General features: G+C 62.2%; 23 protein-coding genes, 2 tRNA genes and 2 pseudogenes. 10 read left to right on the top strand and 17 right to left on the bottom strand.

Annotation, left to right across the window (positions count from 1 at the left end):
* Nucleotides 1-188: 188 nt before the first annotated feature.
* From NKH29_RS02255 to NKH29_RS02235, 5 genes and pseudogenes are all read right to left on the bottom strand, one after another.
* Entirely contained in the window at nucleotides 189-2,972 is a 2,784-nt protein-coding gene (locus tag NKH29_RS02255; protein ID WP_352998909.1) for a valine--tRNA ligase, read from the bottom strand.
* A 536-nt stretch (nucleotides 2,973-3,508) separates the two neighbouring features.
* Entirely contained in the window at nucleotides 3,509-4,372 is an 864-nt protein-coding gene (locus NKH29_RS02250; RefSeq protein WP_352495394.1) for a DUF2497 domain-containing protein, read from the bottom strand.
* Between the two features lie 198 nt (nucleotides 4,373-4,570).
* On the bottom strand, nucleotides 4,571-5,962 hold the full coding sequence (locus tag NKH29_RS02245; RefSeq protein WP_023720047.1) for a TolC family outer membrane protein: 1,392 nt from the start codon (nucleotides 5,960-5,962) through the stop codon (nucleotides 4,571-4,573).
* Nucleotides 5,963-6,148: 186 nt separating this feature from the next.
* A pseudogene (locus NKH29_RS02240) lies at nucleotides 6,149-6,817 on the bottom strand (protein-L-isoaspartate O-methyltransferase family protein).
* Nucleotides 6,818-6,906: 89 nt separating this feature from the next.
* A tRNA-Cys gene (locus NKH29_RS02235) sits at nucleotides 6,907-6,980 on the bottom strand.
* A 215-nt stretch (nucleotides 6,981-7,195) separates the two neighbouring features.
* Here NKH29_RS02235 and NKH29_RS02230 point away from each other — a divergent pair.
* Complete coding sequence (locus NKH29_RS02230; protein ID WP_352643778.1) at nucleotides 7,196-7,396, top strand: hypothetical protein; 201 nt, start codon at nucleotides 7,196-7,198, stop codon at nucleotides 7,394-7,396.
* A gap of 75 nt (nucleotides 7,397-7,471) precedes the next feature.
* Here the strand turns inward: NKH29_RS02230 and NKH29_RS02225 are convergent, their stop codons facing one another.
* On the bottom strand, nucleotides 7,472-7,732 hold the full coding sequence (locus tag NKH29_RS02225) for a hypothetical protein (protein ID WP_023676401.1): 261 nt from the start codon (nucleotides 7,730-7,732) through the stop codon (nucleotides 7,472-7,474).
* A 220-nt stretch (nucleotides 7,733-7,952) separates the two neighbouring features.
* On the opposite strand from NKH29_RS02225, the gene NKH29_RS02220 reads away from it, so the two are divergent.
* Together NKH29_RS02220 and NKH29_RS02215 are read left to right on the top strand one after the other, a co-directional pair.
* Nucleotides 7,953-8,027: transfer RNA gene (locus NKH29_RS02220), tRNA-Asn, on the top strand.
* A gap of 338 nt (nucleotides 8,028-8,365) precedes the next feature.
* Nucleotides 8,366-9,007, top strand: a complete 642-nt coding sequence (locus tag NKH29_RS02215; protein WP_287212788.1) for a peroxiredoxin-like family protein — start codon at nucleotides 8,366-8,368, stop codon at nucleotides 9,005-9,007.
* Nucleotides 9,008-10,671: 1,664 nt separating this feature from the next.
* On the opposite strand, the gene NKH29_RS02210 is transcribed toward NKH29_RS02215, so the two are convergent.
* The 5 genes and pseudogenes from NKH29_RS02210 to NKH29_RS02190 form a co-directional block, all read right to left on the bottom strand.
* The gene (locus NKH29_RS02210; RefSeq protein ID WP_023720041.1) at nucleotides 10,672-10,962 is read right to left on the bottom strand and encodes a DUF982 domain-containing protein; all 291 of its coding nucleotides are present in this window, start codon (nucleotides 10,960-10,962) and stop codon (nucleotides 10,672-10,674) included.
* A gap of 208 nt (nucleotides 10,963-11,170) precedes the next feature.
* A complete protein-coding gene (locus NKH29_RS02205; RefSeq protein WP_023720040.1) occupies nucleotides 11,171-11,425 on the bottom strand; it encodes a DUF982 domain-containing protein in 255 nt (84 codons plus the stop codon).
* A 49-nt stretch (nucleotides 11,426-11,474) separates the two neighbouring features.
* Nucleotides 11,475-11,606, bottom strand: a complete 132-nt coding sequence (locus NKH29_RS02200; RefSeq protein WP_280940424.1) for a hypothetical protein — start codon at nucleotides 11,604-11,606, stop codon at nucleotides 11,475-11,477.
* Between the two features lie 927 nt (nucleotides 11,607-12,533).
* Nucleotides 12,534-12,808 (bottom strand): annotated as a pseudogene (locus tag NKH29_RS02195) (AtaL-like protein); the annotation flags it as partial.
* 35 nt (nucleotides 12,809-12,843) lie between these two features.
* Nucleotides 12,844-13,707, bottom strand: a complete 864-nt coding sequence (locus NKH29_RS02190; protein WP_352791771.1) for an SDR family oxidoreductase — start codon at nucleotides 13,705-13,707, stop codon at nucleotides 12,844-12,846.
* Between the two features lie 103 nt (nucleotides 13,708-13,810).
* Here NKH29_RS02190 and NKH29_RS02185 point away from each other — a divergent pair, with 103 nt between their 5' ends.
* Complete coding sequence (locus NKH29_RS02185; RefSeq protein WP_352791770.1) at nucleotides 13,811-14,701, top strand: LysR family transcriptional regulator; 891 nt, start codon at nucleotides 13,811-13,813, stop codon at nucleotides 14,699-14,701.
* A gap of 596 nt (nucleotides 14,702-15,297) precedes the next feature.
* On the opposite strand, the gene NKH29_RS02180 is transcribed toward NKH29_RS02185, so the two are convergent.
* A complete protein-coding gene (locus NKH29_RS02180) occupies nucleotides 15,298-15,723 on the bottom strand; it encodes a hypothetical protein (protein WP_023720037.1) in 426 nt (141 codons plus the stop codon).
* A 370-nt stretch (nucleotides 15,724-16,093) separates the two neighbouring features.
* Between NKH29_RS02180 and NKH29_RS02175 the strand changes: the two genes are divergently transcribed.
* The 4 genes from NKH29_RS02175 to NKH29_RS02160 all read left to right on the top strand — a co-directional run bounded on the left by NKH29_RS02175 (nucleotide 16,094) and on the right by NKH29_RS02160 (nucleotide 20,324).
* On the top strand, nucleotides 16,094-16,348 hold the full coding sequence (locus NKH29_RS02175) for a hypothetical protein (protein WP_352495399.1): 255 nt from the start codon (nucleotides 16,094-16,096) through the stop codon (nucleotides 16,346-16,348).
* Between the two features lie 285 nt (nucleotides 16,349-16,633).
* On the top strand, nucleotides 16,634-17,119 hold the full coding sequence (locus NKH29_RS02170; protein ID WP_031194306.1) for a (2Fe-2S)-binding protein: 486 nt from the start codon (nucleotides 16,634-16,636) through the stop codon (nucleotides 17,117-17,119).
* Nucleotides 17,116-18,105, top strand: a complete 990-nt coding sequence (locus NKH29_RS02165; protein ID WP_352814598.1) for an FAD binding domain-containing protein — start codon at nucleotides 17,116-17,118, stop codon at nucleotides 18,103-18,105. The genes NKH29_RS02170 and NKH29_RS02165 overlap by 4 nt, the downstream gene beginning before the upstream one ends.
* On the top strand, nucleotides 18,102-20,324 hold the full coding sequence (locus tag NKH29_RS02160) for a xanthine dehydrogenase family protein molybdopterin-binding subunit (protein ID WP_352998907.1): 2,223 nt from the start codon (nucleotides 18,102-18,104) through the stop codon (nucleotides 20,322-20,324). The genes NKH29_RS02165 and NKH29_RS02160 overlap by 4 nt, the downstream gene beginning before the upstream one ends.
* A 113-nt stretch (nucleotides 20,325-20,437) precedes the next feature.
* Here NKH29_RS02160 and NKH29_RS02155 read toward each other — a convergent pair whose 3' ends face one another.
* Nucleotides 20,438-21,625, bottom strand: coding sequence for an amidohydrolase (locus NKH29_RS02155; RefSeq protein WP_352998906.1), 1,188 nt, complete (start codon nucleotides 21,623-21,625; stop codon nucleotides 20,438-20,440).
* Nucleotides 21,626-21,715: 90 nt separating this feature from the next.
* Here NKH29_RS02155 and NKH29_RS02150 point away from each other — a divergent pair, with 90 nt between their 5' ends.
* The gene (locus NKH29_RS02150) at nucleotides 21,716-22,546 is read left to right on the top strand and encodes an AraC family transcriptional regulator (protein ID WP_352484227.1); all 831 of its coding nucleotides are present in this window, start codon (nucleotides 21,716-21,718) and stop codon (nucleotides 22,544-22,546) included.
* 70 nt (nucleotides 22,547-22,616) lie between these two features.
* Nucleotides 22,617-23,048, top strand: coding sequence for a cupin domain-containing protein (locus NKH29_RS02145; protein WP_023720030.1), 432 nt, complete (start codon nucleotides 22,617-22,619; stop codon nucleotides 23,046-23,048).
* 55 nt (nucleotides 23,049-23,103) lie between these two features.
* On the opposite strand, the gene NKH29_RS02140 is transcribed toward NKH29_RS02145, so the two are convergent.
* From NKH29_RS02140 to NKH29_RS02125, 4 genes are all read right to left on the bottom strand, one after another.
* Nucleotides 23,104-23,550 (bottom strand): nuclear transport factor 2 family protein, encoded by a 447-nt coding sequence (locus NKH29_RS02140; RefSeq protein WP_023720029.1) that lies wholly within the window; start codon nucleotides 23,548-23,550, stop codon nucleotides 23,104-23,106.
* Nucleotides 23,551-23,679: 129 nt separating this feature from the next.
* Nucleotides 23,680-24,234: a nuclear transport factor 2 family protein gene (locus NKH29_RS02135; RefSeq protein WP_031194303.1), complete on the bottom strand. Its 555-nt coding sequence runs from the start codon at nucleotides 24,232-24,234 to the stop codon at nucleotides 23,680-23,682.
* Complete coding sequence (locus NKH29_RS02130) at nucleotides 24,231-25,214, bottom strand: alpha/beta hydrolase (protein WP_023720027.1); 984 nt, start codon at nucleotides 25,212-25,214, stop codon at nucleotides 24,231-24,233. The genes NKH29_RS02135 and NKH29_RS02130 overlap by 4 nt, the downstream gene beginning before the upstream one ends.
* 59 nt (nucleotides 25,215-25,273) lie before the next feature.
* On the bottom strand, nucleotides 25,274-25,777 hold the full coding sequence (locus tag NKH29_RS02125) for a nuclear transport factor 2 family protein (protein WP_352495404.1): 504 nt from the start codon (nucleotides 25,775-25,777) through the stop codon (nucleotides 25,274-25,276).
* Between the last annotated feature and the right edge of the window lie 17 nt (nucleotides 25,778-25,794).

Genomic DNA, 25,794 nt, shown 5'->3' with positions numbered 1-25,794 from the left:
CGTGCGCAGCCACCCATTGTTACATTATGGCAACAATGGGGCAAAAACATTCAGTTTGCCTCAAGATTTACGCTGCGGAATGCCTGTTTTCGTGGCAGGAAGCCCATCTGGAAAGCAGATTCGTGACCCGGCGAATCTGCTCGATCAGCCGGCCCAATTTGCTCTATCAGCCGGCCCAATTTGTTCGATCAGCCGGCATCGCGCACCCGCGTCAATGCCACCGAAAGCTTCTCTTGCGCCTCGCGATATTCGGCGAGTTTTTCGCGCTCGGCCTCCACCACCTCGTCCGGTGCGTTGGCGACGAATTTCTCGTTGGACAGCTTCTTGTAAAGCCGCGCAATTTCCTCGGTCACCTTGGCAAGTTCCTTCTGCAGGCGCGCTGCCTCGGCTGTAACGTCGATCAGGCTGCCGAGCGGCAGGCAGATGGTCGCCTCGTTGACGACGATCTGGGCGGAGCCCTTGGGCGCCGCATCGACCAGCGAGATGTCGCCGACCCGCGCCAGCCGCTTGATGGCCGATGCCTGGCGCTCAAGCCTTTGGTGGGTCGTTTCATTGGCACCGATCACCATCAGGGGCGCGATCGCTGCCGGCGGCACGTTCATTTCCGAACGCACCGAGCGGATGCCGGAGACGAGATCGACCAGCCAGTTGATATCGGCGGCGGCCTCCTCGTCCTCGAAGTCGGGCGACGGCCAAGCCGCATGACAAAGCAGCGACGGCCGTTGCCTGCCTTCGCCGGCGGTTTCGGCCCACAGTTCCTCGGTCATGAACGGCATCATCGGATGCAGCAGCTTGTAGATCTCGTCCAGCACGAAGGCGACGCATGCCCTGCTCTCGGCCTTGGCGGCCTCGTCGGTGCCCATGAACACCGGCTTCAGCAGTTCCAGGTACCAGTCGCAGAACTGGTTCCAGACGAACCGGTAGGCAGCACCCGCCGCCTCGTTGAAGCGGTACGAGGTGATGCCGTCGGTTATGTCGCGCGCGGCTCGCGTCAGCTCCGTCAGGATCCAGCGGTTGACCGCCAGCTTGGCGTCCTGCAGCCAGAAATCGTCGTCGCGCGCCACTTCGTTCATCTCGGCGAAGCGCGTCGCGTTCCACAGCTTGGTGCCGAAATTGCGATAGCCGGCAATGCGGGCCGGATCGAGCTTAACGTCGCGCCCTTGCGCTGCCATCACCGTCAAGGTGAAGCGCAGCGCATCGGCGCCATATTCGTCGATGAGGTCGAGCGGATCGATGACGTTGCCTTTCGACTTCGACATCTTCTGTCCATTCTTGTCGCGAACCAGCGCATGCACATAAACGGTATGAAACGGCTCCTGGTCCATGAAATGCAGGCCCATCATCATCATGCGGGCGACCCAGAAGAAGATGATGTCGAAACCGGTGACCAGCACGTCGGTCGGGTAATAGGTCTTCAGCTCCGGCGTCTGGTCCGGCCAGCCGAGCGTCGAGAACGGCCACAGCGCCGACGAGAACCATGTGTCGAGCACGTCCTCGTCGCGGGTCAGGATCTCGCCAGTCTGGAAATTCTCGAGTTTGTCCTCGACCCAGGCCTTCCACGGCCCTTCCAGCGCCAGATAATATTCGACGGCGGCACCGAGCGCTTCTTCCTCGGTCTTTTCGACAAAGACATGCCCGTCCGGCCCGTACCAGGCAGGGATCTGGTGGCCCCACCAGAGCTGGCGCGAAATGCACCAGGGCTGGATGTTCTCCATCCAGTCGAAATAGGTCTTTTCCCAGTTTTTGGGCACGAAATTGGTGCGGCCCTCGCGCACCGAGGCGATCGCCGGCTTGGCCAGTTCCGCCGCATTGACATACCACTGGTCGGTCAGAAACGGCTCGATCGGCACGCCGCCGCGGTCGCCGTGCGGCACCGCATGGCGATGCGGCTCGACCTTTTCGAGAAAGCCGCCCGCCTCCATCAGCTCGACGATCTTCTTGCGCGCATCGAAACGGTCCAGGCCATCGAGGCCGTCCCAGACGGCCTGGCGCTCCGGCGTCACTTCCAGTCCGGCCAGAAAGTCCTCATTGTCCTTGAGGCTCACCGCCGCATTGACGGTGAGGATGTTGACCGCCGGCAGCCGGTGGCGCTTGCCGACCTCGAAATCGTTGAAGTCATGCGCCGGTGTGATCTTGACCGCACCGCTGCCTTTTTCGGGATCGGAATACTCGTCCGCCACCACCGGGATCTTGCGGCCGACGATCGGCAGGATGAGGTTCTTGCCGACGAGATGCCGGAAACGCTCGTCGTCGGGGTGGACTGCGACAGCCGTATCGCCCAGCATCGTCTCGGGGCGGGTCGTCGCAACGGTGATGAAGGTCTTCGGATTTTCCGGATCGAAGGTCATGCCTTCGATCGGATAGCGGAAGTGCGAGAGGTTGCCGTTGACCTCCTGCTGCTCGACCTCGAGATCCGAGATGGCGGTCAACAGCTTCGGGTCCCAGTTCACAAGGCGCTTGTCCTTGTAGATCAGCCCTTCCTTGTAGAGCGTCACGAACACTTCGAGCACTGCCTTCGACAGGCCCTCGTCCATGGTGAAGCGCTCGCGGCTCCAGTCGGCCGAGGCCCCGAGCCGCTTCAGCTGGTTGAGGATGGCGCCACCGGACTCGGCCTTCCACTCCCACACCTTGTCGATGAACTCATCGCGCGTCAGGTCGCGGCGATGGATCTGCTTTTCCATCAGCTGGCGCTCGACCACCATCTGCGTGGCGATGCCGGCATGATCCATGCCCGGCTGCCACAAGACGTTCTTGCCGCGCATGCGCTCGAAGCGCACCAGAATGTCCTGCAGCGTGTTGTTGAGCGCATGGCCCATATGCAGCGAGCCGGTGACGTTCGGCGGCGGGATGACGATGGTGAAGGCTTCAGCCCCCTCCTCGGCGCCGGCACCGGCCCGAAACGCGTCGGCCTCTTCCCATATCCTGGCAATCTTCGGCTCGACGGCTTTGGCGTCGTAGGTCTTTTCGAGCATGGGAAAACGGTCCGCGCTGTCCGGAATTTGTGGTCCGGTGTAAATCGGAAGGTTGTTGCCAAGTCAACCGCAAGGGCGGCATGGCCAAATAGATAGCGCTGGGATGGTTAGGTGCAACTCGCGGAAGTGATCGTTGCAAGGCAATCGCTTCAGGTTGCACTGCCCCTCATTGCCCTGCCTTGCAGCATTGGTGGTTGGCGAAAGCCAAAGCGTCATCCGATCTCCCTTCTTGCGGGGGAGATGTCCGGCAGGACAGAGGGGGGTGGGAAGGATCGCCACCTTCGACGTCTGTCTTCCCCAATCTCGGAAATTCAATTGCCTGCAGGCGTAGCTGCGATCGTTGAGAGGCCGGAGGGACAGCACCCCCCTCTGCCCTGCCGGGCATCTCCCCCGCAACGGGGAAGATTGGATGCTTCGCCGATGGCGCCTGTCGGCAGGGCGGATGAGGGGCAGCGGCGATTTCGACACCGGAGGGGTGGCGTCCAAACTCAATAAAGACGCCGCCTGGAGACAGCCTTTGGTCCTGGTTTCTGAACTTACTGCGCGCCGCGCGCGACGCGCTCGATTTCCTCGCGCACCAGCCGCTCGACCAGCGTCGGCAGGTTGTTGTCTAGCCAGTCCTGCAGCATCGGCCGCAGCATCTCCTCGGCCATCTCGTCGAAGGTCTTCTTGCTGCGGCTGGCAAATGCGTCTGAAAGCTCGCCGAAGGCGGCGGCAACCTGCCGCCCCGTATGTTCCGAAAGGATCGCCGGCCGAGAGTACGGCGCCTCGCTGGCCGCCGAACTCGCCAATCCCATTTTCGAAGGTCCCGGGCCGATTTTCGAAGGTTCCAGGCCGCTTTCCGAAGACTGCGGCCCATTTTCAGAAGGCTCCGGCGCAGGTCCAGCAGTCGCCTCGTCTTCGAAAACCTCGGCTTTTGGCCCGGCGTCCGGCGTCCGGGGTGGCTCGGCCCGGTCCGGCTTGGCCATCGCGTCGCCGACCGCTGCGATCTCGCGCCGCCAATCGGCAATGATGGTGTCCGTCGTCTCGGCAGCCTTGGCCGTCGCAGGCCGATCCGGCTTTGCGGGCGGTTCGGGAGCGGTGTTCACCTCAGCCAGAGTGACCGGCGCTTTTGCCGGGCCGGGACGCACTTCCGTATACGCATTGACGGGCGCGGATGATGGCTGCACCTCGGCCCGCGTGGCCGGCTTGGCGATCTCCAGTCCGCCGCGCAGTTCGGAACGGAACGCATCGCCCTCCGCTGCCCGTCCGGCTGCCGGCGCCGGTTGCAGATCCTGGCGCAGCTCGTCCGCGTCGCCCGGCTGCTTGCGGCCGGTATCGCTGTCCTCGATGATCCTTCTGATGGAAGCCAGTATCTCTTCCATGGAAGGTTCGCGCTGTACGCTGCTTGCCGTCGCCATCGTCACATCCGCCGCCCTTGTGACTCGTTCTCAGATTTCCTGTCCGGCAATGCCGGATTCGAATCATGGCGACAGCGTAACCGACGGAACGCCCTGCGAGAATCCCCAATCTGGCGACATCTCGGATTTCAACAGATTAGGGTCGGGAGTGGAAGCCCGCGCGTCGTTCGAGCGCGGGCTGAAACCACGGCCTGGCGATCAGCGGCCGTCCGGCGTGCGCAGGCCGATCCACTTGTCTTTGACGGCGTTGTAATGCTCTTCCGGCCTGTACTTCGTCACATTGAGCGCAAGGCGGTCTGCCGACAAATGGCCAACCGCAGAGAGGATGGCATAGCTTGCCACCACCACGTCGCGTTCGGCACTGGCAAGATTGATCTTGGCAGTGATGACGGTCGCCTGCGCATTGAGAACGTCGAGCGTGGTACGCTGGCCGACATTGCGCTCCTCGATGACGCCGTTCAAGGCAAGCTGCGCGGCGGCGACCACCTGCCGGTTGGCCGTGACGCTTTGCTGCGCGGCGGTATATTGCGTCCATGCCGATGTCACGGCCTGGCGCACCTGGTCGCGACTCACGTCGACTTCGATCCGCGCCTGGCTGAGCGATTCCTTGTTCTGGCGCACGGTCGCCGAGGTCCGTCCGCCGGAATAGATCGGCACGGTCAGTGTCGCGCCGATGTTCGCCGACGTCCTTGTACCATCCTGCGATGCCCCAAGGACGCCCGGAACCGTGTTGCGATAGTCGCCGGAAACGCCGGCGCTAGCCGAAAGCTGCGGCAGCAGCGCGCCTTCGGCCGATTTAACCGAAAACGCCGCCGCGTCGACCAGATGCTCGGTGGCGAGGATGGCCGGATGTTCGGCCGATGCGATCGCAATCGCTGCATCGAGACTCGACGGCAACAGCTTTGACAGCGGCGAAGCCGGCCTGAGCCTGCCCGGCTCGTCGCCGACGATCTGGCGATAGGTCGCAGCACTTGCCAGCGCTGTCGCGCGGGCGGCGCTCAACTGCGCCACCGCGGAGGCGCGCGAAGCATCGGCTTGCGCGACGTCGGTGCGCGTGCCTTCGCCGACCTCGAAGCGCGAACGCGCCGCACGCGCCTGCTCGGTCAGGAATTGCAGATTCTGTTCGGTCAGCACCGCGATCTGGCGGTCGCGGATGACGTCCATATAGGCACTTGCCGCGTTGAACAGGGTGTTTTCTTCGGTGTTGCGCAGGCTCTCGACCGAGGCGCTGACCCGCGCTTCAGCGGCCGCGACATTGTTCCTGGTCTGAAAGCCGTCGAACAGGGTTTGATTGATCTGGACGCCAAAGTTGCCGGTAGTTATGCGTGCGGTTCGACTGGTACCATTGACGTGGGTGCTGGTGTAGTCGATGTCCGCGGAACCGGTGATGGTCGGGCGCCAGCCGGACTTGGCGATTGCAACGCCCTCGTCGGTGACGCGGACGCCGGCGCGTGTCGAATTGAGCGAGGAATTGTTTTGGTAGGCCTTTGAAAGGGCCCCGATGATCGTTTCGGCCGAGGCGACCATTGGAGAAAGCGCGGTCGCCGAAACGAGGACAGCGGTAAAAAGCAACTTGCGTACAGACGGCACGTTATATTCCCTCATTCGTTTTGCACGGGAACTGCGCCACGCTGGCTTCTCCTCTGATCAGCCGGCGCCGCGTTTTTTATCGTTCCCCCGCTGAAAGCCCCCAAGAAACACCCGGTTATGCAGATCAGCAACGATTGTTCAAACGCAAGCGATCATGACAACGCCTTCGCTGCAAGGCAAAATCACTCAGAATTCGAAGGCGGGAATGCGTTCAAATCCAGGTAGTGGCTTAATTGCCGCATTAAATGCGCGTCTTCCCGTTACAACCCCTCCAGTCTTAAAAAAAAGCCGGGCTACGCCCGAATTGCCCTGCCCCTCCACGGCGACGAGTCGGCCGCCTTCGGCAAGCTGGTCGAACAGCGCCGCCGGCACCTACCCCACGCTGCCGCCGAACAGGATCACGTCGTAAGGCGCCTTGGCAACATGGCCTTGCGGCAGCGGCCCCTGGACCACCGTGACATTGCCGCAACCCAGCGCGGCAAGCGTCGAAGTGGCGGTTTCGGCCAGCGCCGGATTGCTTTCCAGCGCGACCACGGACCTTGCCAGCCGCGACAGGATCGCCGCCGCGTAGCCGGTGCCGCAGCCAACATCGAGTGCCGAAGCGCTTGGGCCGATATCGGCCAGCTGCATCAGCTTGGCCAATGGCGACGGTTCCATCAGATAGCGCGGGCCATCGGCCGTATCGGCAATACGGATGTCCTCATCGATATAGGCGAGATCGCGCTGGCCGGCGCCGATAAAGGCCTCGCGCGGCACGACAAGCATCGCCTCGAGCAACGGCGCGCTGGTCACGTCGGTGGTGCGGATCTGGCCGTCGACCATCTTCACCCGGCGTTCGGCAAAATCAGCGCTCATGTTCCAACCATCCGCTTGCCGCGCAGAGGCCGCGGCTGTTTCGACCGGAACTGAAGCCCCCTGGCGCTGACGCGCGGGAGCTCGGGCATTGGAGGCCTCGCCCGGAATCGAACCGGGGTGCAAGGATTTGCAGTCCTCTGCGTAACCACTCCGCCACGAGGCCTCATTGCTCCCGGCGTTCCACCCGGCTCCAATAGGTTGCGGCGAAAATGCCGTCAAGCGGCCACCATGCATTCCCACCGGTTCTTCCGACATCGAGGCACTGCTTATCAACGCAATACCATGCTAGCAATAACATATTAGCTTATCGTTAAGCACGATTCTCGGCGAGAGGAACCCGATACCGGCGGCCACGTTGGGCAGATAGGAGGGTCCGCCATGCGTCGAGCAGCTACGGAAGACGGCACACCGCGCGGATTGTCGCAGTCTGCAGAGCTTGTGCGCTATGCCATCGACCGCCTCAGCATAGAAGGCGCAAACAGCCTGCCACCGCGCGACCGTGCGCGGCTGGCATCGGCCACCGCCGTCCTCAAGGAGCTTTGCGAACGCCTGGAAAGCTGCTTCGACCAACCTCGGTAATGCAGAAGCTAATGCATAGGCGGAGCACGCCGTCCTCCGGCATTTTCCGGCTAGCGGCGCGTCAGCAGGGCAATCTCAGTCCGGCCGCCGCCGCCGCTCCCACCAGACGACGAAACGGCGCCGGTGACGGCGCACCAATGCGAATTCGTAGGAGAGCACCAGCAATCCGATCGGCACCATCCAGAACCCAAGGATCGGCAGGAAGCCGAGAATGCCGCCGATGATCAGCACGACGCCGATCGCAATCCTGAGGCCGCGCGAGCGCGGCATGGTGAACTGGCGGCCGAAGACCGAGATTTTCCGGGCCGGTGGCTGTTCGTCGCTCATTGCCGTCATGTGAAATGTCGATCCGTTTGCATCAGTAGCACCATCAGCCGGAGAAAGCCGCAACGGCCTTTTCCGTTCCCCGACAGGCGAGAGACAGCTCATATGAGGGCGCTCGCCGGCCATTGCCAGAAAGCCCTGCGCCAAAAAGCACCGAAAAAATGCGAAATGCTTCTTTGCAAAGCCGAAACGGGTTTGCTATAGGCTGCCCCACTCACATGAGAGCCTCTGTTCCCCGGTAGCTCAGTGGTAGAGCAACCGGCTGTTAACCGGTTGGTCGCTGGTTCGAATCCGGCCCGGGGAGCCATCGCCTTTTCTACGCCAAGTCGCGATTTTGCACGCCGGCGTGCGATTTTTCCCTACGCTTCGATCTCGTGTCAGAGCATCGAGGACAGATGAAATCAAGCGCAGAATAGCGGCCTCGCCCGCCCCGCCTATTCTTCGCAAGCCGATCGCAGGACTGGCGACGCAGATGCTTTTTCGTGTTATGATGGGCTTGCAACGCGCGTAATCTCGACCTCGGCAATATGGCAGAGGTCGAAAGCTATTGCCTTGGCACAGGAAGCTTTCGCCCCCAGCACTTGATCGCCTCCGAAACGCTAGGTGTGCTGCTTCCCTGACTGACCCAGGGCGAGGAGGTTGTCCATGTCCACGAGTAGTGTTGACCGCCCGCTGCAGCCGGGCGACCGGGCACCGAATGTTGTGCTCAATGCGATCTCACGCGAAGGCAAGATCGCGCTCGATGATTTTCGAGGCCGTAGCCCGTTGTTGATCGGTTTGTTCCGAGGCCTGCACTGTCCGTTCTGCCGGCGCCATGTCGCGGCGATGGCGCAACTTAAGCCGGCCCTGCGTGAGAAAGGCGTCGAATGCCTGGCTGTGGTCAATACGCCGGTCGAGCGGGCGCGGCTCTATTTCCGTTACCACCCGGCACCCGATCTTCTCGCCGCATCCGACCCGGAGCGAGCCTCGCACCGTGCTTTCGGCTTGCGCGAGGTCGGGATGGACACGGTCATGGCGATACCGTTCCATCTCCCGGGCGAGTTGCCCGAGCCTATGGACGTCATGGCAATGAATGAATTTCTTAACAAGAAGGAAGGTTATGAGATTACGGAGGTCGATCAGCAGGCGATGGCTTCCAGCCAGGCGCAGCTTGTCGGTCAGTTCCTAATCGACCGGGCGGGCATCGTACGCTGGAACTTCACTGAAGTTCTGGAGGATGGCCTCAACACCTTCAGAGCGCCGAATCCCGAGGAATTGATGTCGGCAGCTTCCCAAGTTGCACATTAACAGGCTGCGGAAATGGGCTGCTAAAAACTCGCTCGACGGCCACCGTCCTGTGGTGATTCTTTGGATTTAACAATCGTCGAAATGCTCAGCGCGGGAGGCTAAGGTCTGCCCGTGGGCTTCGTAGCGATTTTTCGATTCAACGGTCTGCGGACCGCCCCGACGCTAGAGTGAGCAAGCCGCATAGGCGGGGCAACGTCCGCTCCTTGCCGCAATCACGTTGTTCCGACAGGCGCGCATAAGGTAATTATGCCGCCTCCCCGTCTGCTGCTCAGTAGACTCCATAGCGAACCTTGATTAGCGGCCCCTCCCTCGCACATCCGGGTTAGATAACAGCGGGGAACGCCGATCTCTGTGAGATCGTGTGTGCGCACAACGCCTCGTTCCTTCGCGAGTGCGACTGCCCGTTGCCTCAAAGATGGTTTTGGCCCACCGGTTGATCGGAGGCGCACGGCGCGCTCCCGGTCACGCTTGCGAGTCTTGATGGCGGGCTGCGGCGCAGTTTTGAGAGGAATCGGCAGCTCATAGTTCGCAGTTTCGTCCGGCCCGGGAAGCCAATATTTTTCAAAGGCGTAGAGGCTCCGGCGTTTTCATTGTTTTGGCTGACACCACGGTTTTGACAACGCCAAGACCATGGTCACTGCGTCTGGGATTCCCTATCGTGGAAGAATGTAATTGCTGAGCGACGATTCCGCTCGCCACTCCACGAACTGTGTCAGTCGTCACCACTGCTGACGGCCGGCTATGTAATGGGTAAGCGCCGCCGATTGCATTCCCTTCCCTCCTCGTTGACGAAAAGTGTTCGTTCGAATGATGCTTTTCCGTTGCCCTAAGCGCAAGGTTTTGACCAGCCAGCACAGGGCCTCCTCTTAAGCTCGCTGGTCGTCAAGGCCCAGCGGCCTCTAGCTGCCGTCCCCCCCGCAACCAAGCCGCTGGGCCGCCTCGCCAACGGCGAAGCTTGCAGGCCGAATGTATATTAGCAATATCTTGACTAGGCACCGTCCGCTCCAGACTCAAGCGTCTGGCGCGGGGCACTGGTTGCGATCACGGCCACGATACGTAGGCGGGTCACTGAGGACCGGACAAGCGTCTCGATTCCGAGCTACGGCTTCCCGCATTGCATCGTGGACAGCACGTCCAAGATCAAGAGAGGTCAGCAGATCGAGCTTGCCGGCGAGATCACGCGCATAGAGGAGGAAGGCGGCACTCACAATCGACATGGGACCGCTGTCAAGCCTGACGCCGAGGGGTATTAACCGACCTTCCTTTTAAATCTGAAATGCCTTACCCGAGGCCCGCCCTGGAACGGTAGGTCAGCGCTGATCTTCCTCGTCCGGCTCAGCCTGCATCGCGGGCCTTCATGAAAAGCTCCAGCAAGTCGGCGCCAATGCCGAGGGTTGCCATGAGGCTGAACTTAGAGCGGCTAGGGAGTTTCGTCGTCTCTGGCCTTACCAATCGCCTCAAGTAATGAAGCTAGGGTTGGGGTTAGCTCTGTTTCGACTGGCCCAAACAGCTTCTGTACATGACGACGATTGTCTTCGGTTCCGATCAACTGCCGAACGGCGTCCGCAAGGGACTTATGCCCAGCTTTGTCGCGCTTTGTCATGTCGGCCGAGGTTCCCCGCCTGTCGCGCAACTCGGAGATCAGGGAATGGTTGCATTAGGGATCAGGAATGTTTGGGAACTGGGCTCGGGTAACTGGCACATTCGGCCCTAATCAGACGAGCGCAGCACCCCTCCTCCTCGGCAGCAGCCAAGAATGCCTTTCGTGCCTCCTCAGGTTCCATCTCGTCGGAAATGCAGGCGATGCAGACGCGCACCGCTTGGTTCCATTTGGGGCCACGCTTGGTCCACTTCATCAGCTCCTGTCCGGCTGCCTCGACGTTGTTCACGTTCCGGGTCATACCGGCACGGTCAGTCGTCACAGGAACCGGAGGGGAGAACCAATGGGTTGCCATAAGGGGAACTTAGAGCGGCACAAGCCTGCCGACCAACCCAGGTTGTAGGGAACGATGTAGGCCCTCGCGGGGTTAGAACTTGCAGCGGTCGAGTCTTCGTGGATGCAGCCGCTGAGGGGGTCCGTCGCCTGTCCCTCACCGGCGGCGGGCTCCTTTCTGGAAGGCGGTGTTGGTCAGAGACACATAGAACCTTATACCGCAAAACAATTTAGCTATTTGTCGTTGGGGGAATTAACGTCCCCTCCTCCATCGCGGCAGCCAGGAATGCTTTGCGGGCCTCCTCGGGTTCCATCTCGTCGAATATCACGGCCATGCAAACGCGCACCGCGAGGTCCCAGCAAGGGCCACGCTTGGTCCACTTCATCAGCTCCTCGCCGGCTGTCTCGGCGTTGTTGACGTTGCGAATGATCCCGGTACGCTGTGTCTTGACGGGGACCGGAGGGTTGAACCAGTGGGGGGCCATACGTCACTCTTTGTCGGCCCTATCAAGTTCCTCCAGCAAATACCTTTGCTCAGCCGGCAGTTCCCCTTTCTACAGGCAGATTTAGCAGGTTGCGAAGGTAATTGCGGATTACCTCTGAAGTGATCCACCGCCGCACAACTTCGGCAATAACCTTCTGTTTGGCTTTATCGATTTCAGCCATGTTCGGGCCTGCATGCTTAAAAGGACCGAACTGCACCGCGAGCGGATTTGTTCCTGCTAATTACGAAGATCAAGCAGGACCGCGCGCCCCCTCTCGCGGGGCCACAATGAGCAAAATTCCTGGAATGCTGGGGGGGAACGTTAGGCGGATTAGTGAGGCGCGTGGCTGAGAGCTACTCCCGGCCGTCGAAACACACGAACAGGCCAGTGGCGGAAGCTACCTCAAGGATAGCCTCAGTTAGCTCTTCGTCAGATGCCCGCAGATTAGGCGCAGTCACGCGGACTCGTTCTATTGCAGCCTTGATCGAGACAATGTCTCCGCGAGCCGCCCCGTTCAGGAGTGCAGCAATAGCCTGATGTAGAATTGGACTGACACTTTGAACGACACTCATCCGACCATCCCCGAGGGGCACGCCGAAGAGACGACAGTACTCTCTCCCTGACCGACATCAACAGGATGTAAGAACCGTACAATGCTCGGGCCGTAACCGTCAGGAATGTTTGGTAGAAATTTCTGAGCGGGGGATCGGATAACCCGCTCGCGCGAAGACCCCATGCCCCCTTCCGCAGCGTCGACCTTCCGTTCCCGCAACGAACACCCTACTTTCGACTTTGGCGGGATGGACCAGGCCCATGCGAGGCTCGTCGCTACTCGGCTCGCCGTCAGACCAAACAGTGCCCCTCCATTCAATCTTGCGGTTCTTGTCAAGCACAACGAACGTTGACGTTAGACAATGCTTCGGCCACCACCTTGTCAGGCACAACGCTTGAACTGGACAAAGCCGTGAAGCAGTACGTCATCTACACCCGCGTTTTGACGGACTGGCTTTGCGTTTCGTCCGTGCTTATAAAGCAGCTCGCTCACCAGCTGGTTGCAATTGCCGTTGGCGCAACTGATGTGAATGACCCGACCACTAGCTATGAAGGCGATTTCCGCGCCTTCGCGCGGACCGGTCGCCTGGAAGAAGGTGACCTTGCTTCCTGCTCAAGCGTCACGATCTCGCGCAGATCAGTACCGGCGATCATAGCTTCGCGCACGAAGTGGGTCGCGCTCTCCTCCACGTCGCAACGGGTGCAGAGGCCTGCGGGCAGGAACAGGCGGGCGTCGCGCGCCTTGAGTTCCAGGCCCTGCCATATCTGCGCACGGGTCAGCTTGGTCTCGCCTCGGGGATTCACCGGAACGGTAGCGGTCGAGTAAATCATGATATGTCTCCTGGACAGAACGTCGGTGATGGGGCTCAGACGGCAATTGCGGCCGCATAGTCGCGATAGGAGCGCAACGGCCGGCCCAGCAGCGCGGTCAGCCGATCGACATCGCCGGCATCGGGGACCATGCCGTCCGTGAGGAAGCGCTCCGCCATCAGGCGCATGTCGAGGGCCATCCAGCTCGGCATGAACTGCCGCAGGTTCTGCTCGAAGCCGGCGGTGTCGTCGCCGGGATACGCGATATGTCGACCGAGGACGTCCGTCCAGATCGCTGCGACGTCCGTGCCAGTCAGCGTGTCGGGGCCGACCAGGTTGATGCGATTGAGCGGGAGCGGCGCGGCGGCCTGCTCACGGCGGAGGAGTTCGATCGCGGCGATCTCGCCCAGGTCCCGCGCGTCGATCATGGCGATGCCCTTGGCTCCGATCGGCATCGGATAGATGCCGTAGCCGATCACCACGTCCTTGATCGTGATGTCGTTGTCCATGAAGTAGGCGGGCCGCAGGATGGTGGCGTTGAGCCCCATCTGCTCGATCATCCGCTCGACGCCGAACTTGCCCGCAAAATGCGGCACGTTGACGTAGAGGTCGCTGTGGATCACCGACAGGTAGACGATCCGCTCGATGCCGGCCTCGCGGGCAACGGCCAGCGCTACCAGCGCCTGGGTGTATTCGTCGGCCACCACCGCGTTCAGCAGGAAAAGGGTGGAGACGCCGGAGAAGGCCTTGCGTAGGGAATCGACATCGAGCAGGTCGCCCTGCACGACATCTACGCCAGCGGCGAAATTGGCCTTGGAGGGATCGCGAACCAAAGCGCGCACATGGGCGCCACGCTTCACGAGCTGTTCGACTACGTTGCGGCCGACATTGCCGGTCGCGCCGGTAACGAGAATGGTCATGGGGTTACTCCTGAGTTGAGCCGGATGGCTGCTCAGAAATTAGTGATCCACATTTGTGTCGGTAGGCGTTATATTTGGACACGCCGTCTCATTGGTGGAACATATGGATCTACTTGCCCTTGCCGATTTCAATCTGGTCGCCCGCCACGGGGGCTTCGGTAAGGCCGCCCGCGCTGCCGGGCGCCCGAAGGCAACCTTGTCCCGACGCGTGGCGGAGCTGGAGGCGAGTCTGGATCTACGGCTGTTCGAGCGTGGCGCGCGCGCGTTGAAGCTGACGGAAGAAGGACGTGCGCTTTTCGAGCGCACGGGCCGGTTGCTTTCCGAGCTCGAAGAGACAGCGGCCGCGATCGCCTCAGGCGGCGAAAGGCCGCGAGGCAGGTTGCGGATCAGCGCCCCAGTGCTGTTCTCACAGACCGCGATGGGGAAGATCGCTGCCGGCTTCGCCCTGAAATACCCGGAGGTAAGGCTCGAGGTCACGACCGAAGACCGCGCCGTCGACATGATCGAAGAGGGATTTGACCTGGTGATCCGGGTCAATCCGGATCCGGATGAGAGCCTCGTTGGGCGAGCCTTTCTGCGTGATCGACTGGTGGTCGTGGCAAGTCCTCACCTCGCCCGGCCGGCGGACGGTCTGGCGGCCCCGGCCGTCATGCGTTCGACAGCCGATCGAGGGGCTTGGGACGTGAAGACGCCCACTGGCCGGTCAACAATCGCGATCGAGCCGGTCCTTGCGCTGTCGTCACTCATCATGGTCCGGGATGCGGTACGAGCGGGCGTCGGCGCGGCACGCCTACCGGTGTCGCTGGTGAGCCATGATCTGGCGGACGGAACACTGGTACATTGGGGGGATCTCGATCGACCCGACATCGCCCTGTGGACGCTCTATCCCTCTCGGCGGCTGCTGAGCGCCCGCGTCTCCGCATTCCTCGACCATCTGAAACAGGCCTTTCCCATGGGGACGCCTGACGAGCTGGCCGCCTATATCGGCAAATGACGCCCAGGAAGCTGGTTAATCCAGCTGAGGCCTTATGCGAGGCACAAGGAAAGCAGTTGCCGTGCTTTCATGGTGGGTGCGTTATCCGAAATATCTTCCGCGAACGCGACATTTTTTAAAGGCAACCCGCTCCGCGAACTGTGCCATCGTCACCACTGCTGACGGCCGGCTATGTGTAGGTATTGGGAGCGCCACCGACCGCATTCCCTTCCCTCCTCGTGGACGAAATGTGTTCGTTCGAATGATGCTTACGATATTGATAAGGTCAGGCTGGTCGAGAAGTACAGGCCGCCGAAGCGCAAGAAGCCGCTGCGTTGACATGCTGAATTAGCGGACAACAAACAGGGGAATTCAGGGATTCCCGGTGTTGATCTAGACTCCAGGAATGGAAAAGACGTTTGACGATCTTGCCAGCGCGATAAGGCCCCCCACGCAGACGTTTGGGGAGCCATCCGCGTCTTGGCCATCGATCTGGCCGGGAAGCTTCTAATGGGCCCTGCCATCGGCGTTGGCACTGGAACGGCGCTGGCCGGTTAGATCGCTAACCCGCAAGATTCCACCCGGGCGCGGATTCGCCCACGATCGCCAACTTGGCTTTATTCAGCCTTGAGGTTAATCACCCGCATCACGGCGACCACTGTCCCGTTGTTCGTAGCAGCCTCCTTCGTGCTACCCTTGCCGCAGCTCCATACATCGCCTTCCTTGGCTGTGAACTGCATATCCCCGGCCGTAACCTGCAGCTCGCCTTCAGTGACCGTGCAGACCATGTCGTCGGCCATGACATCCCCCAGCGGGCTAGATCCCTTTGGCTGATACACGACGTCTTCCATCGCGATTTTCTTGTACCCCTTGATATGGGAGTCTCGTGTTCCCAGTTCGACGAGCCGAACGCCGGGAAAAATCTCTTTGCCATCAGTCGGACCGTAGGTCTTGGCCGCTGCCGGAGTCGGCAATGCAACCAATAGCGGGGTCGACAACGAGGTGGCACCAAGGGCGAGAGCATTACGTCGATTCATCTTCATAACATTATCCTCCCTGAGTTAGTCCGCCCACAACTGGGCGAACCGGATATTTTACGCGCCCGTGCAGCCAAATAGTCAAAACACAATTGAGCAGGCCCATGCTCCGCCCAGGAAGCTGGTTAATCCAGCTGAGGCCCGCAGCGGGCCAACATAGCGAAAGTGCACTGTCACCGTAATTCTGCGTTCGAAGGGAAACCATCGCTCGATTTCACTCAAATGAAGGAAGACGCTTTACCTGAAAGAGGCTGATAACGCGCCAGAGCCAATCGGCTCGGCGATAATGCGCTTCGGCCAAGATGCCGACCTGAGCTTCGGCCCCAGTGTCGGTAGATCTACCGCGGCTTAGGCCGGCGCTTGGGGAGGAAATTCGATGAGATTGGCCATCGTGTGCGCGGCAATTGTGATTGCCGGATCCACCGCCGCCGTTGCGCACGAGAAAAAGGTGGTAGCCAGAAAAGGAATAACGCCACCTTGTGCCGATTTGTCAGGCACGATCAAGAAAAAGAGGGAGACAGAAGTGGATTACCGTTCAACCGGAACTGTCTCCGGCGCAATCCCCAAAAACAAGTCTGAGCCGCGCCTAGGCTACGAAACGGTTAACCCTGGCATCATATCTATCTTTTAGCTCGTTGATTGCGTGTTTCGCTAACTTGAATGCAGCACAGGTGGCCAGCAGGATACACAGGCGGCCACGAAGGCGAGCGCCGGTATTGAACTACGGTGACGGTGCACTTTTTGCGGCGTGGCATTCTCAGCCCATCCCGTGCGGGGTCCCAAACGTTTTTCGCCTTCCGTGACCGGCAGTGCCTTTCCCCCGAAATCGACCGCCCTATTTCGCCTCGACAGGTGGGCGGCTGATTGCTGGACGAGTCCCTGCGACTAGGACGGCATGTGCTTCGAGGTACCCCCAATGGACTTCCACGATCGGCACCTACTGCGGTTGCGGGTGAACGGCGAGGACCACAGCCTTTCCGATCTCGATCCCCGCGTCACGCTGCTCGACCTGTTGCGCGAGCGGCTTCATCTGACCGGAACGAAAAAGGGATGCAATTTCGGCGAGTGCGGCGCCTGCACCGTGCATCTCGACGGACGGCGTGTGAATGCCTGCATGATACTGGCCGTGTCCGCCGAGGGACGCGAGGTCACGACGATCGAGGGCCTGGCGGACGGCGATGCGCTTCATCCCGTGCAGCAGGCGTTCATCGATCATGATGGTTTCCAGTGCGGATTCTGCACGCCCGGGCAGGTGATGTCGGCGGCGGCGCTGATCGAGGAGGGACATACCGGCTCCGACGCCGAGATCCGCGAATGGATGAGCGGCAATCTGTGCCGCTGCTCGGCCTATCCGCAAATCGTCGAGGCGGTGCGCGCAGCGGCTGGGAGGGCGAGCCAATGACCCCATTCGTCTATGCGCGCGCCGATAGCCTGGGCGAAACGATCGCGGCCGGAGCGGCGCCGGACAGCGCTTTTCTCGCCGGCGGCACCGAATTGCTCAACTGGCTGCGCCTTGGCATTGCCGGGCCGGCGCGGATCATCGATATCTCCCGCCTCGACGGGCTGGATCAGATCGAGGCACTGCCCGGCGGCGGCTTGAGGATCGGCGCGCTGACGCATCTCAACGACGTCGCGCAGCACGAGTTGGTCATGCGCGACTATCCGGTGTTGAGCCAAGCGATCCTCAACGCGGCGTCGCCGCAACTGAGAAACCTCGCAACGATAGGCGGCAATCTGCTGCAGAAGACGCGCTGTGCCTATTTCCGTGCCGAAGAGCAGTTGCCGTGCAACAAACGTCGGCTCGGCTCCGGTTGCTCGGCATTGCATGGCATCAACGACAATCACGCGATATTCGGCTGGACCGAGGATTGCATCGCCACCCAGCCATCCGACCCGGCGGTGGCACTGGCAGCACTTGATGCAGTCATCGTCACCGCGCACCGCAGCGGCGGCCGGCGCATTCCGGCAGCCGAATTCCACCTGCTTCCCGACACGCGGCCCGAGGCAGACAATGTGTTGCAGCAAGGCGAACTGATCACGGCAATCGAGCTGCCGGCACCGGCGCCGCGATCGGCTTACCTCAAGGTGCGCGAGCGCGAATCCTACGAATATGCCATCGTCTCCGCCGCCGTAGTGCTGGAGATGGACGGCCAAACCATCCGTCGGGCTGCCGTGGCGCTGGGGTCCGTCGCGCTGCGGCCCTGGCGGCTGAGCGCCGCCGAGGACCAGCTCGCCGGTGCCGAAATCGGCGATCGCGAGGCATTGAGCACCGCTATCGAGCAATCCTTCGCCGAAGCGCGTCCCTTGTCGCAGAACGCCTACAAGATCGAACTGGCCAAGACCGCCGCTTTGCGGGCGATCGAAAGAGCAGCGAGGGTGCCGTCATGATGATCAGCCAGCCTGTTGCCCGCCCTGACGGCGGCGTCAAGGTTACCGGCCGCGCCCGCTATGCGGCCGACTATTTTGCCCCCGACCTGCTCTATGCAGTGCTGGTGACCGCGCCCGTTCCCGCCGGCCGCGTGACGTCGATCATGGTCGACGACGCGCTCGCCGAGGAAGGCGTCGTGCGCGTGCTCACGCATGAGGACATGCCCAAATTCGGCCGGTTCGCATCGCCAAGGGCCGAGCCGGATACGCAGACGCAGCACGCCGAAGGTCCGCCGGCGGCGCAGAGCTTCATGCCCATGCAGAACGACGAGATACGTCACGAGGGCCAGCCGCTTGCAATTGTGCTGGGCGAGACACTGGAGGCGGCGGAAGCCGGCGCCCGCCGCGTCTCGTTGCGCTACGAGTTCGCCGAGCCGGAATTGCCGGCACCACCCGAATGGACCGCAATCGACAAGGCTGCGGTCGTGCCGAGGGAGAGCGGCTTTCTGTTCCTGGAGCCGACGTTTACGAAGGGCGAGGTCGACCGCGGGCTTAGCAACGCAGCCGCCATGGTCGAAGCCGTCTACCTGCAGCCGTCGCGCCATCACAACGCCATGGAGCCCTCGGCGACGCTCGCCGAGTGGAACGACGGAGAGCTGACGCTGCACGACGCCACGCAGCACGTCTACGGTGTCCGCCAGGTGGTTGCGGCCCGCATGAATGTCCCGGCCGAGAAGGTCCGCGTGATTTCCCGCCATACCGGCGGCGGCTTCGGCGGCAAGGGCTGGATCTGGCCGCATCAGGTGCTGGCCGCCGCCGCGGCGCGCATCATGCAGCGCCCGGTCAGGCTGGCGCTCAGCCGCGCCAATGCCTATTCCTGTCTCGGCTATCAGCCGCGCATGGCACAGAAGATCGTGCTGGCGGCGGACAAGTCGGGCAAGCTGACCGCCGTGCAACAGGACGTGGTCAACCTGACCACCGTCACCGACGATTTCGTCGAGTTCGCCACTGAAGCCTCGAAGGGTCTCTACGCCACGCCGGCCATGCGTCTCAGCCAGCGCGTCGAGCGCGCGAACGTCGCCATGCCGACGGCGCTGCGCGCGCCGGTCGAGGGTCCCGGCACCTGGGCCCTCGAAAGCGCGATGGACGAGCTCGCCCACCGCCTCGGCATCGATCCGCTCGACCTGCGTCTGATCAACCATGCGGACACGGATCCGGCCACCGGCCAGCCCTGGTCGTCGAAGAAGCTGCGCGAGGCCTATGAGGAAGGCGCCCGCCTGTTCGGCTGGCGCGAGCGCCCGCGCAAGCCGCAACGCGATGGCGATTGGCTGATCGGCTACGGCATGGCGACCTGTAGCATGGGCTGTTTCCGCCACCCGACGCCTGCAGCCGAGGTCAGGTTGCACAGGGACAGCACGGTGCTCATCCGCACCGGCACCCAGGATATAGGGACCGGAACACTCACCATCTTTCCGCAGATCGCAGCCGATGTCCTGGGCCTGCCGATGGAGAGGATCGAGTTGGAAATGGGCGATACACAGCTGCCGGAGGCGGGTCCGACCTATGGCTCATCGTCGACCATGGGGGTGGGCGCGGCGGTGCTTGCAGCCGCCGAAGATGCACGTTCGCAGCTTGCCCGTCTTGCCAATCTGCCGCCCGACGAGGTCGAGATGCAAGACGGCCATATTCGCCGCAAAGGCGCTGCCGGCGGTCAGACGATCGCCGACGTGATGAGTCATACCGACATCGGCGAGATCATCGGCTCCGGCTCGTTCGATCCGGCGCAGCATGGCAAAGGCCTCGCCATGCGCACTTTCGGCGCGATTTTCATGGAGGTCGGCGTCGATCCGGGGCTCGGCCTGCTCAGGCTTCGTCGCGCCGTCGGCAGCTACAGCGCCGGCCGCATCGTCAATCCCCGCACCGCACGCAGCCAGATGACGGGCGGCATCATCTGGGGCTGGGGCATGGCGGCGATGGAGCAGAGCAGGCACGAACCGGTGCTCGGGCGGTTCCTGTCGAAGAACCTTTCAGGGGTTGCCATTCCGGTCAACGCCGACATTCCCGGCGACATCATTATCCACTTCGTCGACGAGGTGGACGAGCATGCCAGCCCGATTGGCGGCAAGGGCATCGGCGAGCTCGGCGCCACCGGCGTTGCCGCAGCGGTTGCCAATGCCGTCTTCGACGCTACAGGCAAGCGGATCCGGGAGCTGCCGATCACGCCGGAAAAACTGCTGTAGAAGGACTAGGCCCGCTATTGCCCTGCGATAGCGGGTCTCTGACGTAGTCGATTATCTCCTCTGCAAAGCTTGCCGAGACTTGGGAAATACCTGCGGCCCCCAGACCGACGTCTTCATTTCAGCTCAGATACTTTGCCGGCAAGCGTCTGCTCGACGAGGTTGACGTAGTAGCGCATCACCGTCGGCACGATCTCGTCGTTGAAGACGTAGCGGTCGCCGTGCAGGCCTTCGCCCGGGCCGACCTCGCCGGCACCGATCCACGCATAGCAGCCGCTCGCCTCACGGATCATGAAAGCGAAATCCTCGCAGCCGAGACTGGGACTGAACTCGGTCATGACATTCTCCCGGCCGACGACGGATGCCGCCGCCTCGACGGCGCGGGCCGTCGCGTCCGCGGTGTTGATCAGTGGCGGATAGCCCTTCCGGTAGTCGAACCTTGCCTTGAGCGAATGCGCGGCGGCGATGCCTTGTGCGATCTCGCCAATCAGCGTCTCGCAGTGGTTGGAAAGGCCGGGCTCGAAGAAGCGGCAGGTGCCTTGCAGCCAGACCTTGCCCGGCACGATGTTGCCGACATTGCCGCCATGGATCTGCGTGATGCTGACGACAAGCGCGCTCTGCGGGTCGACCGTGCGGCTGACGATGCGCTGGACGGCTTGCACGAAGGCGCCCGCTGCCAGGATCGGGTCATCGCCGAGCTGCGGCATCGCGGCATGCGCGCCAAGACCCTCGAAAGTCAGCTCGAAATTGTCGACGGCCGCCATCTGCGCACCAGCACGGGCCGCGATCGTCCCCAGCCTGACGCCCGGCCAGTTGTGGACCGCATAGACCGCCTCGACCGGAAAGCGCCTGAACAGGCCGTCCTCGATCATGCGCATGCTGCCGCCTTCGTTTTCCTCGGCCGGCTGGAAGATGAAAGTGACGGTGCCGTCGAAGGTGCGCGACTCGCTGAGCAATTTGGCAGCGCCGAGCAGCATGGCGGTGTGGCCGTCATGGCCGCAGGCATGCATCACGCCCTCTCTCCTCGAAGCATAGAGCAAGCCGGTTTTCTCCAGCACCGGAAGCGCGTCGAGCTCGGCGCGAAGGACGATGGCGCGTGTGCCGCCACCGCTGCGCAGGACACCGACGACCCCGGTGCCGCCGATCCCTTCATGCACCTCGTCGAGGCCGAAGGAGCGCAGTTTCTCTGCAACGAAACGCGCCGTTTCGTATTCATTGAATCCGAGCTCCGGATTGGCATGGATATGGTGCCGCCAGCCTATGACCTCTGGTGTCAGCGCGGCGATGGGGTCATTATGCAACATGATACCTCCTCTCACACCGGCAATGGGCGGCGTGGCTTGATCCTGCTGCCATAGAAGGCCCGACGAAAAGCGTCTTGAACCGGATTGACTATGGCAAAGACAAACCAAGCGGCGGAGACCGGGAAATACTGGCGCCATCCGTGCTTCCCCGACCTTGGCCTGTTCGAAGCGCGCTTCACCCGGCACCGCTACGACTTGCACACACACCCGACCTATGTGATCGCCCTGATCACCTCCGGCTGCGAGCGGATTCGCATCGGCCGTCAAAGCGTTCTCGCCCCGGCAGGCGCCATTGCCGTCGTCAATCCAGAGGAGTGGCATGACGGCGAACGCGGGGCGGACGAAGGCTGGGCCTACCGGACGTTTTATCCCTCGGTGCCGCTGATGACCGCACTTGCCCGCGAACTCGGCTGGCACGGCGCTCCGGTGTTTTCGCGCGCGACTATCGAAGACAACAATCTCGCCGCAGCGTTGACGGCAGCACACCAGGGCTCGACATCCCCAGACACAATGACGGCCGAGACGTCCCTGCTCGTGGCGCTGCGACGGCTGATCGTTCGGCATGGCGACTCGAGCGGACAGGCCGAGGAGGTCGAAAGCTCCGGATCGCAGCGGAGGTTTTCGCTCTATCGCGACCTTGTCGAAAGCGAGCTCGGCTCGCAGCTCGACCTCAAGCGGCTTGCCGGTGCGGGTGGCGTGACCCGGTTCCAGGTCATCCGCGACTTCAACAAGGCGATCGGCCTGACGCCGGTGGCCTATATCCGCGACCGGCGATTGCGCCGGGCGAGCGCGCTGATCGAACAGGGATTTGGCCTCGCCGACGCCGCTATCGCGGCAGGTTTCGCCGACCAGAGCCATCTCTCCCGTACGTTCCGGGCCATGCATGGCATGACGCCGGGCATGTTTAGAAGAGCTGGATAAGGCGCTCCTCAACAGACAAGCTTGCGCGCCAATGCGTGCTGCGCAATGCTGACGCAGCTCGGGGGGAATCATGCGAATAATCTTGGCGCCGACGCTGCTGCTCGCGGCTGCACTGTTTGCAAACAACGCCCAGGCGCTGGACGCCAGCGGGACGCCGGTTGTCGTGACCCCGCTTGCCTCTCGCACCGAGACTGCGTCCGGCCAGCCGATCACGCTGCCGCAGAAGAACGTGCAGGTCCTGGTCTCGGCCTATCAGATCGCGCCGGGCGCCACTTTGCCGGTCCACAAGCATCCGTTTCCGCGCTATGCCTATGTCGAGGCCGGCACGCTTCAGGTCACCAACGTCGAAACCGGCAAGAGCAACACCTACAAATCAGGTGATTTCATCATCGAGATGATCGGGCAGTGGCATCAGGCCACCAATGTCGGCGCCGATCCGGTCAAGCTGCTGGTCATCGACCAGGTCGAAGAAGGCACCAAGAACACCGTGTTGCGCCAGTAGCTGCCACGTCTGAAAACAGCGTCCGTGGCGGATCCAGCACAGCGCGTAACAGACGTCAGAACGTGAACCCCTCCGGCAAATTGTGATTCCAATAGCCTTCCTCGACAAGTTCACTTATGCGCCAGCCCTCGGACGTGCGTATGACGCGGTCGCGATACCAGAGCCCTTGGAAGAAGACCTGCCTTTTGCCTTCGCCGAGGTCGACCACCATCGGGCATGAACAATGCACGCGCGCGCTGGCCTCATCCCCTCGGAGATCAAGAAGGATTGTTGAAATGGCGTGCTGCGAGATCAATATCTTCGATAGGGCGCCTTTCATATAAGCAACATGCTCATCCACACCGCTCCTGATTCCACCTGTTACAGTGTCGTCAAGCACGGCGTCGGGCGTGAATATTTTCCGATAGGCTTCCCAGTCGCGATCGTCCACAGCGTAGCAATAGCGAGCAAGCAGCTGTTCGATCTCAAGCCGATCGGAAACCTCCTGCAGTGAAAGGGTCATGTCCTGTCTCCGCGGTTGGCGGCACTAATGCCGCATGCGCCAAGCCTGCCCCGACATTCGATCAATATTCACGTTGCCGTTGCTCCGAGCAACCTCGCCGCGCGACTGGGCATGCGCAAATCCGAACACTCATTTGGCCTCCGCCTTCACCCGGTCGGCAGCGGCGGTCAAAAGGGCGCGATCTCCCTCTTCGTACAAGCGGCGGATGGAGATTGCCTTGACGCGCCAACCTTCCGACGTCCGCACCAGCCGGTGTAGATAGCTGCCGCCGACCGTCCAGAACCGGGAACCGATCCAGTGGGTCGCGCGGACATGGCTGCGTGCAACCGCATGCTTATCCGCGCCTTCGACAATGACGTTGGTGATGAGGTGCTGGGTGGCGTCGAAGCCCGGCAGCAGCGCTTGCCATTGGGCGATCAGGGAGTCGCGGCCGCTGGTCGTGACCTCGCCGCCGAAGAGGCTGGTATAGTCGGTCGTGACACGGGCCGCGAAATAGGATTTGACCCGGTTCCATTCACGCAGATCGGCATAGAGGCCGATCCCGGCAACTGCCTCGGCGATCACGATCCTGTCTTCGACCGTCAGCGCATCTCCCGGAGCGCTCGAGGCGGGCGCCGAGACGGCGGAAATCATCGCGGCTGAAACCGCCGAGGCCAAGACATACCGGCGGGTGACGAGGCTCATTGTCCCGCCTCCCCTGCACCGCCCAGCGTTGCGCGGAAGTGCGCGGCGACGGCATCGCTCGCCGCCTTCACCGGCGCGGCACGATCGTAGAAATCGAACTGGGTGACATTGTCTAGCCACATCTCCTGCCTGGAACTGGTCAGCCGCGCGTAGAACTTGTGCGCGCCCTGCGGAATGGCAGCCGCCTCGCTATGCACCATCAGAAAAGGCTGGTGCAGGCGCGGAGCAGCCTGGATTGCATCGAACCTCAACCAGCCGCGCCAGAAGGCGGGATCGGCCTCGTTGCGCCAGGCCGGGAGCATGCCGCGATCGGGTTCGGTGTAGTAAGGCACCTTGAACATGACCGCGCGCTCGTCGGTCAAGCTAGCAGCGGGCAGGAATGCCTGTTTGCCGGTGCGGCGATATTCCGCCTCGGCCGCATCGCTCGCGGCCTCGAGCCTGGCGACACCGTCCCCGCCGCCATAGGTCTGCTCGACCCCTTCGGCATCCTGCAACCAGGGCGCAACGAGGGCGACCGACTTGATCGCGACGTTTTCGGCCGCAGCGGTGACCATGTAGCCGGAGCTGGCGCAAATGCCGAGCCCGCCGATGCGGTCCTGATCGGTCTCGGGCCGGGTCGCGAGATAGGCGACCGCCGCTTCGATGTCGGCGATCTTGGCGTTAGGATCCTCGTACTGGCGGCGCACGCCGCCGCTTTCGCCCCAGCCGCGAAAATCGAAGGTCAAGGCGATGAAACCGCGGTCGGCCATCTCGCGGGCATAGCGGGCCGGCATCTGTTCCTTTACCGTCATCCAGGCGCCGGTCACGACCAGCGCGGGCCGAAGTTTCGCCGCGTCCAGATCCTCCGGCAGATAGAGCTCGCCGACGATCTGCTCACCGTTCGAGGCGAAAGCGACGCGCTCGATGCGCGGTGCGGCGAAGGCATTGGAGGCGGCGAGCGCCACGGCGGTTGCTGCAGCAAGTGTCAGGGTTTTAAGCATCGCAAGTCTCCTTTGGCTTGGAATGAGAAGCGCGGCGCGTTGCGAGAAAGACCGCCGTCTCAGCGCTCGCCAGCCAGTCGGCCGGGCAGTGGCTTCAGCGGGTAATGCGCCCAGTAGAAAGCGTCCGACTGGTACATGTCGGTCAAAAAATTCTGTGCCTCGGCGATCTTGCCGTCCTTGATGCGGAACATCAGCGCGTAGAACTGGTCGATCTCGGGACCTGAGCCGACATTCGACCAGCCGCGATGGACGTCGACAACGACGTCGCCTTGCGCCTGGAAGAAGATCGGCTCGGCCCTGAACTTGCCATCGGCCAGGCCGCGGAAGAAGGCGACCACCTCGTCCGGCCCGCGCTTGTCGCCGGCGAGCGGATGATGACCGGGAATGCGCCACACGATGTCGGGCGCGAGGAAGGGCCGCACGGCCTCGGGATTGCCGGTCGCGTAAGCTGCGTAATAGTCTTTGATGAGCTGGATATTGCGGTCTTCCAGTGGCCCGCTGTGCGCCGGGGCGGCAGACACCGCCAGAAGAGTGCCGGCGGCGAGTAAAGCGAGCCTTGTCATCGGTCCTGTCTCCTTGC

The organism is Mesorhizobium sp. M1295 (assembly GCF_040318135.1).
GTDB lineage: Bacteria > Pseudomonadota > Alphaproteobacteria > Rhizobiales > Rhizobiaceae > Mesorhizobium.
This window is presented reverse-complemented; position numbering and strand designations above follow the sequence as displayed.

Excerpts from the sequence above, each read along its gene's own strand:
- NKH29_RS02255 (WP_352998909.1), bottom strand. The coding sequence starts at position 2,972 with ATGCTCGAAAAGACCTACGACGCCAAAGCCGTCGAGCCGAAGATTGCC.
- NKH29_RS02250 (WP_352495394.1), bottom strand. The coding sequence starts at position 4,372 with ATGGCGACGGCAAGCAGCGTACAGCGCGAACCTTCCATGGAAGAGATA.
- NKH29_RS02230 (WP_352643778.1), top strand. The coding sequence starts at position 7,196 with ATGCGTCGAGCAGCTACGGAAGACGGCACACCGCGCGGATTGTCGCAG.
- NKH29_RS02225 (WP_023676401.1), bottom strand. The coding sequence starts at position 7,732 with ATGACGGCAATGAGCGACGAACAGCCACCGGCCCGGAAAATCTCGGTC.
- NKH29_RS02215 (WP_287212788.1), top strand. The coding sequence starts at position 8,366 with ATGTCCACGAGTAGTGTTGACCGCCCGCTGCAGCCGGGCGACCGGGCA.
- NKH29_RS02210 (WP_023720041.1), bottom strand. The coding sequence starts at position 10,962 with ATGGCAACCCATTGGTTCTCCCCTCCGGTTCCTGTGACGACTGACCGT.
- NKH29_RS02205 (WP_023720040.1), bottom strand. The coding sequence starts at position 11,425 with ATGGCCCCCCACTGGTTCAACCCTCCGGTCCCCGTCAAGACACAGCGT.
- NKH29_RS02200 (WP_280940424.1), bottom strand. The coding sequence starts at position 11,606 with ATGGCTGAAATCGATAAAGCCAAACAGAAGGTTATTGCCGAAGTTGTG.
- NKH29_RS02190 (WP_352791771.1), bottom strand. The coding sequence starts at position 13,707 with ATGACCATTCTCGTTACCGGCGCGACCGGCAATGTCGGCCGCAACGTA.
- NKH29_RS02185 (WP_352791770.1), top strand. The coding sequence starts at position 13,811 with ATGGATCTACTTGCCCTTGCCGATTTCAATCTGGTCGCCCGCCACGGG.
- NKH29_RS02180 (WP_023720037.1), bottom strand. The coding sequence starts at position 15,723 with ATGAAGATGAATCGACGTAATGCTCTCGCCCTTGGTGCCACCTCGTTG.
- NKH29_RS02175 (WP_352495399.1), top strand. The coding sequence starts at position 16,094 with ATGAGATTGGCCATCGTGTGCGCGGCAATTGTGATTGCCGGATCCACC.
- NKH29_RS02170 (WP_031194306.1), top strand. The coding sequence starts at position 16,634 with ATGGACTTCCACGATCGGCACCTACTGCGGTTGCGGGTGAACGGCGAG.
- NKH29_RS02165 (WP_352814598.1), top strand. The coding sequence starts at position 17,116 with ATGACCCCATTCGTCTATGCGCGCGCCGATAGCCTGGGCGAAACGATC.
- NKH29_RS02160 (WP_352998907.1), top strand. The coding sequence starts at position 18,102 with ATGATGATCAGCCAGCCTGTTGCCCGCCCTGACGGCGGCGTCAAGGTT.
- NKH29_RS02155 (WP_352998906.1), bottom strand. The coding sequence starts at position 21,625 with ATGTTGCATAATGACCCCATCGCCGCGCTGACACCAGAGGTCATAGGC.
- NKH29_RS02150 (WP_352484227.1), top strand. The coding sequence starts at position 21,716 with ATGGCAAAGACAAACCAAGCGGCGGAGACCGGGAAATACTGGCGCCAT.
- NKH29_RS02145 (WP_023720030.1), top strand. The coding sequence starts at position 22,617 with ATGCGAATAATCTTGGCGCCGACGCTGCTGCTCGCGGCTGCACTGTTT.
- NKH29_RS02140 (WP_023720029.1), bottom strand. The coding sequence starts at position 23,550 with ATGACCCTTTCACTGCAGGAGGTTTCCGATCGGCTTGAGATCGAACAG.
- NKH29_RS02135 (WP_031194303.1), bottom strand. The coding sequence starts at position 24,234 with ATGAGCCTCGTCACCCGCCGGTATGTCTTGGCCTCGGCGGTTTCAGCC.
- NKH29_RS02130 (WP_023720027.1), bottom strand. The coding sequence starts at position 25,214 with ATGCTTAAAACCCTGACACTTGCTGCAGCAACCGCCGTGGCGCTCGCC.
- NKH29_RS02125 (WP_352495404.1), bottom strand. The coding sequence starts at position 25,777 with ATGACAAGGCTCGCTTTACTCGCCGCCGGCACTCTTCTGGCGGTGTCT.